The sequence below is a fragment of the Halomonas cibimaris genome, assembly GCF_055379665.1.
The window spans coordinates 2,462,512-2,477,313 of sequence record NZ_AP043828.1; the positions used below are offsets into that span (position 1 = coordinate 2,462,512).

Annotated in this window: 10 protein-coding genes, 1 tRNA gene and 1 other RNA gene; 6 read left to right on the forward strand and 6 right to left on the reverse strand. The window is 60.9% G+C overall.

Annotation, left to right across the window (positions count from 1 at the left end):
- Positions 1–7: 7 nt before the first annotated feature.
- From narJ to ACZ415_RS11500, 3 genes are read right to left on the reverse strand one after another with little or no spacing between them, the layout of a single operon-like run.
- Positions 8–805, reverse strand: coding sequence for a nitrate reductase molybdenum cofactor assembly chaperone (narJ, locus tag ACZ415_RS11490; protein ID WP_344704661.1), 798 nt, complete (start codon positions 803–805; stop codon positions 8–10).
- Positions 798–2,375 (reverse strand): nitrate reductase subunit beta, encoded by a 1,578-nt coding sequence (narH, locus tag ACZ415_RS11495; protein WP_344704660.1) that lies wholly within the window; start codon positions 2,373–2,375, stop codon positions 798–800. The genes narJ and narH overlap by 8 nt, the downstream gene beginning before the upstream one ends.
- Positions 2,372–6,148, reverse strand: a complete 3,777-nt coding sequence (locus tag ACZ415_RS11500; protein ID WP_344704658.1) for a nitrate reductase subunit alpha — start codon at positions 6,146–6,148, stop codon at positions 2,372–2,374. Before ACZ415_RS11500 ends, narH begins: the two co-directional genes overlap by 4 nt.
- A 340-nt stretch (positions 6,149–6,488) precedes the next feature.
- Between ACZ415_RS11500 and ACZ415_RS11505 the strand changes: the two genes are divergently transcribed.
- The 6 genes from ACZ415_RS11505 (at position 6,489) to ACZ415_RS11530 (ending at position 13,199) form a co-directional block, all read left to right on the forward strand.
- Positions 6,489–6,935 (forward strand): RrF2 family transcriptional regulator, encoded by a 447-nt coding sequence (locus ACZ415_RS11505; RefSeq protein WP_344704656.1) that lies wholly within the window; start codon positions 6,489–6,491, stop codon positions 6,933–6,935.
- Between the two features lie 156 nt (positions 6,936–7,091).
- The gene (locus tag ACZ415_RS11510; protein ID WP_344704654.1) at positions 7,092–8,954 is read left to right on the forward strand and encodes a histidine kinase; all 1,863 of its coding nucleotides are present in this window, start codon (positions 7,092–7,094) and stop codon (positions 8,952–8,954) included.
- Positions 8,955–8,956: 2 nt separating this feature from the next.
- Entirely contained in the window at positions 8,957–9,628 is a 672-nt protein-coding gene (gene narL, locus ACZ415_RS11515) for a two-component system response regulator NarL (protein ID WP_344704652.1), read from the forward strand.
- Positions 9,629–9,866: 238 nt separating this feature from the next.
- On the forward strand, positions 9,867–11,459 hold the full coding sequence (locus ACZ415_RS11520; protein WP_344704650.1) for an MFS transporter: 1,593 nt from the start codon (positions 9,867–9,869) through the stop codon (positions 11,457–11,459).
- A gap of 86 nt (positions 11,460–11,545) precedes the next feature.
- Positions 11,546–12,871 carry an MFS transporter gene (locus ACZ415_RS11525; protein WP_344704648.1) on the forward strand — a complete coding sequence of 442 codons (1,326 nt, stop codon included), beginning with the start codon at positions 11,546–11,548 and terminating at the stop codon, positions 12,869–12,871.
- Between the two features lie 61 nt (positions 12,872–12,932).
- A complete protein-coding gene (locus tag ACZ415_RS11530; RefSeq protein ID WP_344704646.1) occupies positions 12,933–13,199 on the forward strand; it encodes a DksA/TraR family C4-type zinc finger protein in 267 nt (88 codons plus the stop codon).
- Between the two features lie 305 nt (positions 13,200–13,504).
- Here the strand turns inward: ACZ415_RS11530 and ffs are convergent.
- From ffs to ACZ415_RS11545, 3 genes are all read right to left on the reverse strand, one after another.
- Positions 13,505–13,601, reverse strand: an RNA gene (gene ffs / locus ACZ415_RS11535) — signal recognition particle sRNA small type.
- Between the two features lie 41 nt (positions 13,602–13,642).
- Positions 13,643–13,719, reverse strand: a tRNA-Met gene (locus tag ACZ415_RS11540).
- Positions 13,720–13,815: 96 nt separating this feature from the next.
- Positions 13,816–14,760, reverse strand: a complete 945-nt coding sequence (locus ACZ415_RS11545) for a choline ABC transporter substrate-binding protein (protein ID WP_344704644.1) — start codon at positions 14,758–14,760, stop codon at positions 13,816–13,818.
- Between the last annotated feature and the right edge of the window lie 42 nt (positions 14,761–14,802).

Genomic DNA, 14,802 nt, shown 5'->3' on the forward strand with positions numbered 1-14,802 from the left:
TTCTCCTTTAGCCAGCAGACAGGCCGGACGGCATGATTTTCACGGGGTCGCTTGGCGTTTCGTGCTTGCGTTCGGCCAGGCGGCGACCTTCCGCCGACTGCAGCGCGCAGTCCTGGTCGGAGTCGGCGGTAAAACGCACCGCCTCTTCTTCCCAGACGGCGTCCAGCGCTTCGGGCGTATCGTCAGGCGCCTCGGTACGTGCGGCTTCCCGGTGGGCCTCAACGTCGTTTTCAGCGCCGATCAGCGCCAAAAGGCCCAGCGGCACCAGGGCATAATCGGCCTCACGCTCTTCCATGCGCGCCGCCAACAGCGCCAGAATATGGCGGATTTCCCCCAGCCAGCGGCCGATATCGGCCTCCTCCCGGGTCGACAGATATTCCAGAAACAGCGGCAGATAGTCCGGCAGCTCGCGGGCATCCAGCTCAAAGCCGGCGCTTTCATACTCGTTCATCAAATCGACCATGGCCTGGCCGCGATCTCGAGACTCGCCGTGAACGTGCTCAAACAGCAAAAGCGACGTCGCCTTGCCCTTGTCAAAAAGCGCTACGTATTCGGCCTGCAGCGCCAAAAGCTCGGCATCGGCGATGCGCTGACACCAGTCCATCAGCGTACGCCGGCGCGCTACCGACCAGCGGCGCTCGGCGTGGATGATCTCGATCATCTCGCCGGCGGCGTCCTGCAGCTCGGCGGTCGGGTAGTCCAAAAGCCTGGCAAGCACGCGCAGGCTGAGCATGCCGGCCGGTGCCTCAGAAGCACCGGCGGTGGCAGCCGCGTCGGGAGTATAGACTTCGGCGGCGCTACTCATGGGGCACCTCCAGCTTGGTTTCTGCCGGCTTGTGCGCTTCAGGCTCATACACGTCTACCGGCTTGACCAGCGTTGAGGTAGTCGACTGCCCGTTGAACAGGCTCGCCTCGCTCTCGCCGTGGCAGCCGTCGCCAAAGCTGAAACCGCAGCCGCCGCGCTCGGGGAAGGCGTCGGTGGCCAACTCCCGGTGGCTGGTGGGAATCACAAAGCGGTCTTCGTAGTTGGCAATGGCCAGATAGCGGTACATGTCTTCCACTTGCGCTTCGGTAAGCCCTACGTCGTCCAGCACGGCGGTGTCGGCCTTGCCCTCGACGTGCTTGCCGCGCATGTACAGGCGCATGGCCATCAGCCGCTTGAGCGCCAGCACGATAGGCGCTTCTTCGCCGGCGGTGAGCATGTTGGCCAGGTACTTCACCGGGATACGCAGGGATTCAATCTTGGGCATCACGCCGTCAAACTCAACGTCGCCGGCCTCGGCGGCGGACTGAATCGGCGACAGCGGCGGCACGTACCACACCATCGGCAGCGTGCGGTATTCCGGGTGCAGCGGCAGCGCCAGCCCCCAGTCCATGGCCAGCTTGTACACCGGCGATTCCTGGGCGGCCTTGATGACGTTGTCCTTGATGCCGTCCTTTTTCGCCTGGGCGATAACCTCGGGATCGTGCGGATCAAGAAAGATCTCGCGCTGGCGATGGTACAGATCCTGCTCGTCCGGGGTGCTGGCAACCTCTTCGATGCGGTCGGCGTCGTAGAGCAGCACGCCCAGATAGCGAATGCGGCCCACGCAGGTTTCCGAGCATACCGTAGGCTGGCCGGCCTCAATGCGCGGATAGCAGAAGATGCACTTCTCGGATTTGCCCGACTTCCAGTTGTAGTAGATCTTCTTATACGGGCAGCCGGAGATGCACATCCGCCAGCCGCGGCACTTGTCCTGGTCGATCAGCACAATGCCGTCTTCTTCGCGCTTGTAGATCGCCCCGGACGGGCACGCCGCCACGCAGGTGGGGTTCAGGCAGTGCTCGCAAAGCCTTGGCAGATACATCATGAAGGTGTTTTCAAACTGGCCGTAGATATCGGCCTGCACCTTCTCGAAGTTCATGTCACGGCGGCGTTTGGCAAACTCGGTGCCGAGGATTTCTTCCCAGTTGGGGCCCCATTCCACCTTGGTCATGCGCTGGCCGGAGATCAGCGAACGCGGCCGCGCGGTGGGCTGGTGCTCGCCCTGCTTGGCGTTGTGCAGGTGCTGATAGTCGAAGGTAAACGGCTCGTAGTAGTCGTCGATTTCGGGCAGATCGGGGTTGGCGAAAATACTCGCCAGCACCCGCCACTTGCCGCCGATGCGCGGCTCGATCTTGCCGTTTTTGCCGCGCATCCAGCCGCCGCGCCACTTGGCCTGGTTTTCCCATTCTTTGGGGTAGCCGATGCCGGGCTTGGTCTCGACGTTGTTGAACCAGGCGTATTCCACGCCTTCACGACTGGTCCAGACGTTTTTACACGTCACCGAGCAGGTGTGACAGCCGATGCACTTGTCGAGGTTCAAGACCATGCCGACCTGGGAGCGAATCTTCATTTCACGGCCTCCTGAACGTAGTCGTTATTCTCGCCGTCGAGCCAGTCGATGTTGTGCATCTTGCGGACCAGCACAAACTCATCGCGGTTGGAGCCCACGGTGCCGTAGTAGTTGAAGCTGTAGGAAAGCTGGGCGTAGCCGCCGATCATGTGCGTCGGTTTGGGGCACACTCGCGTCACCGAGTTGTGAATGCCGCCCCGGGTGCCGGTTACCTCGGAGCCGGGAATGTTCACAATGCGCTCCTGGGCGTGGTACATCATCGCCATGCCGTTTTTGACCCGCTGGCTGACCACCGCCCGCGCGGCAATCGCGCCGTTGGCGTTGTAGGCCTCGATCCAGTCGTTGTCTTCCACGCCGATGGACTGGGCGTCTTCTTCGGACATCCAGATGATCGGCCCGCCCCGGGACAGCGTCTGCATCAGCAGGTTGTCCGAGTAGGTGGAGTGAATCCCCCACTTCTGGTGCGGCGTGAGGAAGTTCAGCGCGATTTCCGGGTTGCCGTTGTCCTGGGGCACCGAGACGCTGGCCGCCGCTTTGGTGTCAATCGGCGGGCGATACACCAGCAGGCTCTCGCCGAAGGCGCGCATCCAGGGGTGATCCTGATACAGCTGCTGGCGACCGCTCACCGTACGCCACGGAATCAGCTCGTGAACGTTGGTGTAGCCGGCGTTGTAGGACACGTGCTCGTCTTCCAGGCCCGACCAGGTGGGGCTGGAGATGATCTTGCGCGGCTGGGCCACCACGTCACGAAAGCGGATCTTTTCGTCTTCCTTGGGCAGCGCCAGATGGGTGTGATCGCGGCCGGTGATCTTCGACAGCGCCCCCCAGGCCTTCACCGCTACCTGACCGTTGGTTTCCGGCGCCAGAGTGAGAATCATCTCGGCGGCGTCAACGGCGCTGTCCAGTCGCGGCTGGCCTTTGGCCGGGCCGTCAAGCTTGCGATGATTCAGCTTGCCCAGCAGGCCCACTTCGGATTCGGTTTGCCAGCTGATGCCCTTGCCGCCGTTGCCGACGTTTTCCAGCATCGGGCCGATGGAGGTGAAGCGCTCGTAGGTTTCCGGGTAGTTGCGCTTGACTTCCATCAGGTGGGGCATGGTCTTGCCGGGCACCGGATCGCACTCGCCTTTTTTCCAGTCAAGCACCGAGGTTTGCGCAAGTTCGCCGGGGGAGTCGTGCTGCATGGGCAGCGTCACCAGGTCGGTTTCTTCGCCCAGGTGCCCCTCGCAGGCCTTGGAAAATGCCTTGGCAATGCCTTTGTAGATTTCCCAGTCGCTGCGCGACTCCCACGCCGGGTCGGTGGCCGCGGTCAGCGGGTGGATGAAAGGGTGCATGTCTGAGGTATTGAGGTCGTTTTTCTCATACCAGGTGGCCGTAGGCAGCACGATGTCGGAATACAGGCAGGTGGTGGACATGCGAAAGTCCAGCGTCACCAGCAGATCGACCTTGCCTTCCGGGGCGTCGTCGTGCCACTTGACCTCTTCGGGCTTGTGCGCGCCGGCCTCGCCCAGGTTCTTGCCCTGGATGCCGTGGCGGGTGCCCAGCAGGTACTTGAGCATGTACTCGTGGCCCTTGCCCGAGCTGCCCAGCAGGTTGGAGCGCCAGACAAAGAGGTTGCGCGGGAAGTTCTGCTCGCTATCCGGGTCCTCCGCGGCAAAGCTGAGCTTGCCGCTTTTGAGCTGGTCAACCACGTAGTCGGCGGTGCCCATGCCGGCCTTTTCCGCCTCGCCGGCGAGATGCAGCGGGTTGGTATTGAGCTGCGGGGCGGACGGCAGCCAGCCCATGCGCTCGGCGCGGACGTTGTAGTCGATCAGGTTGCCAGCATAGTCTTCGGCCTTGGCCAGCGGTGAGAGCAGCTCCTTGATTTCCAGCTTTTCGTAGCGCCACTGGCTGGAATGGTTGTAGAAAAACGAGGTGCCGTTCATGTGGCGCGGCGGGCGCTGCCAGTCGAGGCCGAAGGCCAGCGGTGTCCAGCCGGTCTGCGGGCGCAGCTTTTCCTGGCCCACGTAGTGCGACCAGCCGCCGCCGCTCTGCCCCACACAGCCGCACATGATCAGCATATTGATCAGGCCGCGGTAGTTCATGTCCATGTGGTACCAGTGGTTCATCCCGGCCCCCACGATGATCATGGAGCGTCCGCTGGTCTTGTGGGCGTTGTCGGCAAATTCCCGGGCGATGCGGATGGCCTGCTCGGCGGATACGCCGGTAATTTTTTCCTGCCATGCCGGCGTATAGGGGCGAATCTGGCCGTAGTCGGTGGCACCGTCGTCTTCACCCTCGGCGCCGAAGCCTCGATCGATGCCGTAGTTGGCGCACATCAGGTCAAATACGGTAACGGCCAGCACCTCCGAGCCGTCGGCTTTTTTCAGCCGCTTGACCGGCAGGCTGTGGTAGAGAATCTCGTCGTGAGCACCTTCGTTTTTCACGCTTTCAAAGTGCTTGCGCTCGATGCCGCCAAAGTACGGGAAAGCGACCCGGGCCACGTCGTCGCGCTTTTTATCCAGGCTCAAAAGCGGCGCCAGCTCGACGCCGTCGGCGTCCAGCGATTCCAGGTTCCACTTGCCGGGCTGGGTCTCGTCTTCGCCCCAGCGGAAACCGATGGAGCCGCGCGGCACAACCAGCTGATCGCGGGCGTCGTCCCACACCAGGGTTTTCCACTCGGGGTTGTTGTCCTGGCCAAGGCTTGCCTCGAAGTCGCTGGCGCGCATCTGCCGGCCGGCGGCGTAGCTGCCGTCTTCCCGGGGCTCAAGCTCTACCAGGCACGGCATGTCGGTGTAGCGACGCACGTAGTCGGTGAAGTAGGCGCTGGGGTTATCAAGGTGGAATTCCTTGAGAATCACATGCCCCATGGCCAGCGCCAGCGCGGCGTCGGTGCCCTGCTTGGCCGACATCCATTCGTCGGTAAGCTTGGAGACTTCGGAGTAGTCCGGCGTGATCGATACCGTCTTGGTGCCCTTGTAGCGCACCTCGGTGAAAAAGTGCGCGTCCGGCGTGCGCGTCTGCGGCACGTTAGAGCCCCAGGCAATGATGTAGCCGGAGTTGTACCAGTCGGCGGATTCCGGCACGTCGGTCTGCTCGCCCCAGGTTTGCGGGCTTGCCGGCGGCAGATCGCAGTACCAGTCGTAAAACGAAAGGCACACCCCGCCGATCAGCGACAGGTAGCGCGCGCCGGAGGCGTAGGAAATCATCGACATCGCCGGAATCGGGGAAAAGCCGATGATGCGGTCCGGGCCGTACTGCTTGGCGGTATAGACGTTGGAGGCGGCGATGATTTCGTTGAGCTCGTCCCAGTCGGCGCGAACAAAGCCGCCCATGCCCCGGGCGCGCTTGTACTGCTTGGTGAGGGCCGGGTCTTCGACAATGGTCGCCCAGGCGTCCACCGGGTCTTTTTTATCCGCCAGCGTTTTGCGCCACAGCTCCAAAAGTGGCTTTCTGATCAGCGGATACTTCAGCCGGTTGGCGCTGTACATGTACCAGGAGTAGCTGGCACCGCGCGGGCAGCCGCGGGGTTCGTGGTTGGGCAGATCAGGGCGGGTACGCGGATAGTCGGTCTGCTGGGTCTCCCAGGTCACCAGGCCGTTTTTAACGTAGATTTTCCAGCTGCACGAGCCGGTGCAGTTAACGCCGTGGGTGGAGCGCACGATCTTGTCATGCTGCCAGCGGCGGCGGTAGCTGTCTTCCCACTGGCGAGACTCCTGGCGCCGTTCGCCGTGGCCGTCGGCAAACGGCTCGCGCGCCTTGCGGAAAAAATTCAGCCGGTCAATGAAGTGACTCATGGTCGATCTCCGTGGCTTTTAATGAACAGCTTTAATCAAAAAGCTGGAGTCAAAGCAATTACCTGATAGCAGGTATCTTGAGACCGATTTTGCCGGATTAGCCTGGTGATTTCTGCCCGGTTACCTCTATAAACTTGCCCCCTACCTCTTAGGTGATACAGGGCAAAAATAAAAACATGCATTTTATATACATGATTGAATCGGCAGGCGTTTTCGGCGGGCGCGGCCCTGCTCTGCGACAATTCACCACGACAAACCGTCAGGTGCAGGGCCGCGCTGCGTTAGCAAACGCCCCCAAAGGTCGTATAATAGAGGGAAAGGTTTTTTTAGGCGATTTTCTATGCATTTAACGCGCTTCACTGACTATTCTGTTCGCGTGCTGCTGTATCTTGCCACCAAAGGCGAGCAGCGCTCAACGATCAGCGAAATCGCCGAGACGTTCCATGTTTCACGCAACCACCTGATGAAAATCGTTCAAGAGCTCAACCAGAAAGGCTACTTGAAAGCAATACGCGGCAAGCACGGCGGGCTTTTGCTTAATCGGCCACCGGCAAGCATCAGCCTGGGGGCCATCGTGCGCGACACCGAGCAAGAAATGGCGCTGGTGGAGTGCTTTCGTCAAGACAACGCCTGCGTCATTACGCCCCAGTGCAGGCTGCAGCCGATTCTTGCCGAAGCCTTGAGCGCTTTTATGGGCGTGCTTGACAGCTATACGCTTGCCGACATGCTCGACGGCCGTAGCGCTGAGCTGGCCCGACTGATGAAAATCCCCGCGGTTAATACCTAGCCTTTTAACAGCGCAGGCTACCTCAGCCCAACGCCTGCCTCGCCCAAAGGGGTAGCTCGGCCACTTCTTATACCTCCAAAGACGTAATACACTGCCCGTGCCGTCAGGCGCGCCGAGTGCGCGCCGTATCAATACACGCCGGCCCACGGGAGATATATGAACGCCTTACGGCATTCGCTGGTTGCGCGCATTGTCGTTTATCTAATGCTGATCAGCTGCCTGGCGCTGGCCAGCATCGGGTTGACCGTGCTCATGGCGAAAAGCACCCAGGGCAATGCAGCAACGATCAACGAAGCCGGCGCGCTGCGCCTTGCCAGCGCCCGCGTTATTACCGCTTTGGAACGCCCGGATGCCGACCCCGTCAGCCAGGCCCAGACCTTACAGCAGCGGCTGGAAAACCCCGCGCTTAAAATCCGCCCCCGTTACGGGGTGATCGGCCGTCAGGCCGCCCGCGAAACCAATGCCGCCCTTGTCACGCTGCGCACTACTTTTCAGCGCCAAATACTGCCCGCCGTCACCGCCGCCCGCCGCGGCGAGCCGGCCGCTGTCTCGCGTGCCCGAACGCAGATTAACGATTTCATCCACCAGATCGATCAGTTTGTCACGCTCCAGGAGCGCGCCACCGAAGCCCGGATTACCCTGATGGGCAGGGTGCAAATGCTGTCTCTTGGCCTGGTCGCCCTTTTGCTGCTTTTTGCCATGCTTGACATGCGCCGCAACCTCGCCCGCCCGCTGCGCCGGCTGATGCAGCTAAGCCAGCACTTCAGCCAGCGCCGTTTTGACTATCGCAGCCATTTCACCTGCCCCGACGAGCTGGGCAGGCTGGGGCGCACTCTGGATCACATGGCCGCCGAGCTGGACGCCAGCTACCAGGCGCTGGAAAACCGCGTCACGCAGAAAACGGCCGAGCTGGAGCGCCATAACCATGCGCTGCAGGTCATCCATGACAGCAGCCGTGACCTTTACGCCAGCGGCAACGATCTGTGTGCCAGTGCCGCACCGCTGCTGCGCCGGCTGGAAAACATCCTCGATATCGGGCCTATCGTGCTGTCGTTGCACAACGAGCACGACGGCAGCGACATCGAGATTCTGGCCACACACTCGCCAAAGCGCCCTCTCTACTGCCGTGACCTTGCGTGCTTTGCCTGCATCGGTGAAAACGACACCGACGCCGCGGATCGGCATATTCCGCTGGTTGACGCCAACGCCCGTGCGCTGGTGTTTCCCGTTGTTGCCGGCCACTTGACGCTGGGCTATCTGACGGTGAGCTATCTGGAAACGCCGCCTCCATCCACCCGCCAGCTCCTCAACACGCTGACCGATCAGCTGGCCACCGCTATCTACCTGGAACAGCGTATCGAGGAGCGACAGCAGCTCTCGCTGATTCAGGAGCGCACCATTTTGGCGCGAGAACTCCACGATTCGCTGGCACAGTCGCTGTCGTATCTGAAAATGCAGGTTGCCCGGCTTGAACGCATGCAGGCCCGGGACTTTCCCGCTGAGCGCCAGAGCGAAGTGATCGGCGATTTACGCGAAGGCCTCAACAGCGCCTATCGCCAGCTGCGCGAACTGCTGACCACCTTTCGCCTATCGCTGGACAAATCCGGCCTGCAGCCGGCCCTTGAGCAGACCGTCCACGAATTCAGTCAGCGGCTGGAATTTCCCATTGAGCTGGTGTATCAAATACCGCCTTACCTGCTGAGCGCCAACGAAGAAATCCACCTGCTGCAGATCACTCGGGAAGCGCTCGCCAACACCGTCAAGCATGCCCACGCCCACTGGGCACGCGTCAGCCTGACCTTCCGCCAGGCACGCCTGCACCTGGCGATCGAAGACGACGGTATCGGACTTGAAAACCATGACTCACCGCCCATGCACTACGGGCTTATCATCATGCGGGACCGCGCACGACACATTGATGCCGAGCTTGAGCTGCAAAACCGCGCAGAAGGCGGTACCGGCGTGCATCTTTACATGTCCCCCCAGGCGGATCGGCTGATTAAAGAAGAGAGTTCGTGAATATGACCCATAACGTAACCGACTCACCTGCAACCATCATGGTGGTTGACGATCATCCCTTGCTGCGCCGCGGGGTGGAGCAGCTGCTGGAGATCGAAGACGATCTCAGGCTGGTATTCGATACCGGCTCGCCCCGCGAAGGGCTCAAAAAGGCCCTTGAACACGAGCCCGACATGCTCTTGCTTGATCTGAACATGCCCGACCTCGACGGGCTTGAAGTGCTCAAGCGCCTGCGCAACGGTGGCTATGCCGGCCGCATTATCATGTACACCGTTTCCGATCAGGAAGACAACGTGGTGGAGGCCCTGCGCAGCGGCGCCGACGGCTACCTGCTCAAGGACATGGAGCCCGAAGAGCTGGTGCACCAGCTGCGCCAGGCCGCGCTGGGGCGCATGGCCATCAGCGATGATTTGACCAGCCTGCTGGCCCGCGCCCTGCGCACCCAGCACCATGCCGAGCGTGCGCCCACGCTGGATGTTTTGACGCGGCGCGAGCGCGAAATTCTGGTCGAGCTTGCCGCCGGTATGTCAAACAAACTGATCGCTCGCAGGCTGGACATTACCGAAGGCACGGTCAAGGTTCACGTCAAGCATCTGCTGAAAAAACTGCGGCTGCGCTCACGCGTCGAAGCTGCCGTCTGGGCGGTACAGCAGGGACTTGCGCCAGATCATTAAAACCGCCGTTTGCGGTGGCTACCTCCAAAGAGCAAGCCGGCGGCCAAGATGCGACCCAAAGCCCTTCTTCCACAGCAAAGCGTATGAAAAACAGCGGCTTATACGAAAGTGCAACTACCCCAAAAGTAGTAGCCAATGGGTACAGATGGTTGGCTCCCCCGTTTATTCTCGTCTCGGCAATGCGTATCTTTCCGTACAGCACTGCTTTTTGCGCTACCTGTATCCAAGGGGATATGCCATGACCAGAAAAAATGCCGATATTGACCAGTGGGATATTGAAGATCCCGATTTCTGGCAAAAAGAAGGCAAAGCCGTTGCCACCCGCAACCTGTGGATTTCCATCCCCAGCCTGCTGCTCGGGTTTGCGGTATGGATGATGTGGGGCATGATCGCCACCCAAATGCAGAACCTGGGGTTTGCTTTCAGCGTCGATCAGCTGTTTTCGCTGACCGCCATTGCCGGGCTGGCCGGCGCCACGCTGCGTATTCCCGCCTCGTTCATGATCCGCGTGGCCGGCGGGCGCAACACCATTTTCCTCACCACCGCTTTGCTGATGATTCCCGCCGCGGGCACCGGCATTGCGCTGATGAATCCGGCCACGCCGTTCTGGGTTTTTCAGGCTCTGGCGCTGCTGTCGGGCATCGGCGGCGGCAACTTTGCCTGCTCGATGAGCAACATCTCCAGCTTTTTTCCCAAAAAGCAGCAGGGCTACGCGCTAGGGATGAACGCCGGGCTGGGCAACTTTGGCGTCACTACCATGCAAATTCTGGTGCCGCTGGTGATGACGGTGGGCATTTTCGGCCCTCTGGCCGGCGGCCCCATGGCGCTGGAAAGCGCCAGCGGCACGCTGATCGGGCGCATTGACGCGGGCACCGATACCTGGATTCAAAACGCTGGCTTTGTGTGGATGCTGTTTTTGATTCCGCTGGCGTTTGCCGGCTGGTTCGGCATGAACAATCTCAAAGCGCTCTCCCCCCAGACCGGCAACCCGGCCACGGCATTCGGCAAAATACTCGGGCTCTACGCGCTGGGCATGATAGCCTCTGTGGCAGGCGTCGTAGCGCTTGACTGGATCAACATGTGGCTGGCTCTGCCGCTGACTATCCTGCTGACGCTGGGTCTTTTGCTGCTGCTTCCCGGCACGCTAAAGCCTGCGATTCGCAATCAGTACAGCATCTTCGGCAACACCCATACCTGGGCGATGACCGTTATCTACACGGCCACGTTTGGCTCTTTCATCGGCTTTTCTGCTGCCCTGCCGCTTTCCATCAACATTATTTTCGGCAACATGATGGACGTAGCCGCTGACGGCACCGTGACCCGCATTACCAACCCTGATGCGCCCAGCGCACTGACCTGGTCGTGGATCGGTGCCTTCGTCGGCGCGCTGATTCGCCCGGTAGGCGGGTGGATTGCCGACAAATTCGGCGGCGCTATCGTCACCCAGATCATCTCGGCTGTCATGGTGCTGGCCTCTGCCGCCACCGGCTATGTCATGATGCTGGCGTACAACGCAACCGATCCCAACCAGTATTTCTGGGCATTTCTCGCGCTGTTCATCGTGCTGTTTGCCGCCAGCGGCATCGGCAACGGCTCTACTTTTCGCAGCATCGGGGTGATTTTCGACGCCAAGCAAAAAGGCCCGGTGCTGGGCTGGACGTCAGCCATCGCCGCCTACGGCGCCTTTATCGCCCCCCAGGTCATCGGCGAACAGATCAAGGCCGGCACACCAGAGCTTGCCATGTATGGCTTCGCTGCCTTCTACGCCGCTTGCCTGGCCATCAACTGGTGGTTTTATCTGCGCGGCAACGCCTATGTGAAAAACCCGTAGCGCTTCAGAGCATGGCCAGACTATGGCACTCCGGGCCATGCCGCCGAGCACGCTTATAGAACACTTCGCCACTGAAGAGGTAACCCATGGAACACCTTAAGGGCGTTACTCGCCCTCAACAGTACCGAGCGCTATCGTTTAGTACCCTGGCCTTTACGACCTGTTTTGCGGTCTGGACGATCTTTTCCATCATCGGGGTGAAAATCAAACAAGACCTGGGCCTGAATGAAACCCAGTTCGGCATTCTGGTGGCCACACCGGTACTCACCGGCTCTATCAGCCGCATCTTTCTGGGCATCTGGACCGAGCAGCTCGGCGGACGGCGCGTTTTCAGCCTGCTGATGCTGGTCACCGCCGCCTGTGTTTTCCTGCTGTCCTACGTCGAATCCTATGCGATGTTTCTCGTCGCGGCACTGGGCGTGGGCCTGGCCGGCGGCTCGTTTATCGTCGGCATCGCCTATACCTCTTACTGGTTTGAAAAGGAAAAACAGGGCACGGCACTGGGCATTTTCGGCGCGGGCAACGCCGGCGCTGCGGTAACCAACTTCGCCGCTCCCTTTTTGCTGCTGGCGGTCGGCTGGGAGAAAACGGCCGTCGTCTACGCCGTTGTGCTGGCGGTGATGGCTGTGGCCTTCTGGGTTTTCACACAGGAAGATCCGCTGACCCGCTCGCGGCGCGGTCAGGGCGGCAAGGCAACGTCTGCCATCGCCCAGCTGGCACCGCTTAAGGATATTCGGGTATGGCGTTTTTCTCTTTACTATTTCTTCGTCTTCGGTGCCTTTGTTGCGCTGGCTTCGTATCTACCCCGCTACTATGTCGGTGCCTACGAAGTAAGCATCACCGTGGCGGGCACCCTGGCGGCGCTCTATACCCTGCCGGCCAGCGTTTTCCGGGCCTTTGGCGGCTGGCTATCGGATCGTTACGGCGCTCGGGTTATCATGTATCTGACGTTTTTTGCCTCTCTGGCCTGCCTGTTTTTGCTGGCTTACCCGGAGACCCGCTACGTGGTACAGGGCAAGGAAGGCGAAATCGCCTTCTCCATGGCTATGCCGCTGTGGGGCGTGGTGATCATCACCGTGCTGCTGGGTTTTTTCATGTCGCTGGGCAAAGCGGCGGTCTACAAGCATATTCCCGTCTACTACCCCCACAACGTCGGCTCTGTCGGTGGCCTGGTCGGCATGATCGGCGGGCTTGGCGGTTTTTTCCTGCCGATTCTGTTCGGTGCAGTGCTTGACCTCACCGGCATCTGGACCAGCTCTTACATGGTGCTGTTCGTGCTGGTCGCCGTTTCTCTGGTTTGGATGCACGCCGCCATTCGCCGCATGGAGCGCCGGCAGATTCCCGAACTCAGCGAGGAGCGCTATCGCTACCTGCCGGAAGTGCAGGACCCAACGCACACGCCGTCTCGTTAACAAACCCTATCGCCGCTAGTATACTGATGGCCGTGACTCTCACGGCTATCAGGAGTGAATCATGGCAGGTGGCTGGACGCGCGACGGCGCCGTACAAGACCAGATTGACGCCAGCGTGGAAGACGCGGTAGAGCGTGCCAGAAGCGACTTGCACGCCGGCGACTCGGCGGCGTTTTGCGAAGAATGCGACGCGCCCATCCCCGAGGCGCGGCGCAAAGCGATTCCCGGGGTTCAACTATGCATTGATTGCCAGGCCGAGCGAGAAAAGCAGCGCAACGCATCGGGCGGCATCAATCGGCGCGCCAGTAAAGACAGCCAGCTGCGCTAGTACCCGATCGCCAGATCGCGGCGGTGCTCTACCAGCCGGCGATGGGTCAAGGCCACACCTTCGCCCTGGGCGGCAAGCGTGAGCGTCGATTGACACCTTCAGGGCACCTATCTGGACCTTGACCTGCTCGAATCACGTTTGCGCGTGCTGGCTCGCCGGGCGTAAGGCCAGCGTTCGCCCCGCCAATGTTCAACAAAGCTAAATACGCCGCTAGACGAGAGCAGCCGGGGAAAGCAAAAATCAGGAGGTCTGAAACGAGGAGTTTGAAACTGAGGCTTTGAGACAAGGGGCTAAAATGGAGGCGGCCCCAAAAGCCACATCCCGGCACACGCATCCACCACTACCGTTGCTCCCTTCCGGGCCTGGCGGGGTTCGCGGTTTCGCGTTGCGAGAGGACCTAAGGGGCCACCATCGCCGCAGGCTGGCGCCTGCGCTTTTCGCCGTGGTGGCTACGCCCTGATTCGAACAGGGGACCCCATCATTATGAGTGATGTGCTCTAACCAACTGAGCTACGTAGCCTTTTCGCCATCAGCGGGGACGTATTGTGCCTTCAGTTTGCGGCAAAGGCAAGCCCTTTTTCCTGCCCTTGCCGCCGATGGCGTTACCCGACTCGCATCAGTTCAGCGCGGAGCGCACGGCCGGCGCGCCCGGTTCACCGTTCACGGTGGTAACCCCGTCAAGCCAGCCATCGAGCACGTCGTCGTTGGCTTTCAGATAGGCCCGGGCGGCATCCCGAGGGTCTTCGCCCTCGTCCATGATGCTGGCCATCAGCCGGTTTTCCATCTCCAGGGTGAACGACAGGTTGTCCAGCAGCGCGCCGACGTTGGGGCACTCTTCCACGTAGCCTTCGCGGGCGTTGGTGTACACCGTAGCGCCGCCGAAGTCAGGACCGAAATACGCATCCGCGCCGGACAGGTAGGCCATGTCGAAGTTGGAGTTCATCGGGTGCGGCTCCCAGCCCAGAAATACCATCCACTTTTCCTTGGGCGTGCGGGCCTTTAGCTCGGAGAGCATGCCCGCCTCGCTGGAATCCACCAGCTGCCAGCCGTCCAGCCCGTAAGCGCCATCATCGATCATGCCCTGGATCATCTGGTTGCCGTCGTTGCCGGCCTCGATGCCGTGGATGCGGGCATCGAACTTGTCTGCGTGATCGGCAAGATCAGTCACCGAGGTCACCCCGGCGTCGTAGACGTACTGGGGAACGGCCAGCGTATACTTCGCCCCCTCCAGATTGGCACTCAGACGCTCAACGCTGCCGCCGTCGACGTAGCGGTCGCTGATGGTCGCCATGGTCGGCATCCAGTTGCCGAGAAAGACGTCGAAATCGTTGTTCTTCATGCCCGAGTAGGCAATCGGCACGGAAACGGTATCCACTCGGGTGTCATAGCCCAGCCCTTCCAGCACCTCAGCGGTCAGTGCCGTCGTTGCGGTAATGTCCGTCCAGCCGACTTCGGCAAAGCGTACGGTATCGCACTGCTGGGCCAGTGCAGATGCCGGCATACCGGCGGCGAACGTCAGGGCGGCAACCCAGCGCAGGGAAGACGAGGCAGACAAGCTCATGGGATTTTCTCCGAACACGTTGTTAATTGAACGTTCAATAAA

What these genes read in the sequence shown, in the direction of transcription:
- narL (WP_344704652.1), top strand. Translation starts at nt 8,957, where the DNA reads ATGACCCATAACGTAACCGACTCACCTGCAACCATCATGGTGGTTGAC.
- narH (WP_344704660.1), bottom strand. Translation starts at nt 2,375, where the DNA reads ATGAAGATTCGCTCCCAGGTCGGCATGGTCTTGAACCTCGACAAGTGC.
- ACZ415_RS11545 (WP_344704644.1), bottom strand. Translation starts at nt 14,760, where the DNA reads ATGAGCTTGTCTGCCTCGTCTTCCCTGCGCTGGGTTGCCGCCCTGACG.
- ACZ415_RS11530 (WP_344704646.1), top strand. Translation starts at nt 12,933, where the DNA reads ATGGCAGGTGGCTGGACGCGCGACGGCGCCGTACAAGACCAGATTGAC.
- narJ (WP_344704661.1), bottom strand. Translation starts at nt 805, where the DNA reads ATGAGTAGCGCCGCCGAAGTCTATACTCCCGACGCGGCTGCCACCGCC.
- ACZ415_RS11525 (WP_344704648.1), top strand. Translation starts at nt 11,546, where the DNA reads ATGGAACACCTTAAGGGCGTTACTCGCCCTCAACAGTACCGAGCGCTA.
- ACZ415_RS11520 (WP_344704650.1), top strand. Translation starts at nt 9,867, where the DNA reads ATGACCAGAAAAAATGCCGATATTGACCAGTGGGATATTGAAGATCCC.
- ACZ415_RS11510 (WP_344704654.1), top strand. Translation starts at nt 7,092, where the DNA reads ATGAACGCCTTACGGCATTCGCTGGTTGCGCGCATTGTCGTTTATCTA.
- ACZ415_RS11505 (WP_344704656.1), top strand. Translation starts at nt 6,489, where the DNA reads ATGCATTTAACGCGCTTCACTGACTATTCTGTTCGCGTGCTGCTGTAT.
- ACZ415_RS11500 (WP_344704658.1), bottom strand. Translation starts at nt 6,148, where the DNA reads ATGAGTCACTTCATTGACCGGCTGAATTTTTTCCGCAAGGCGCGCGAG.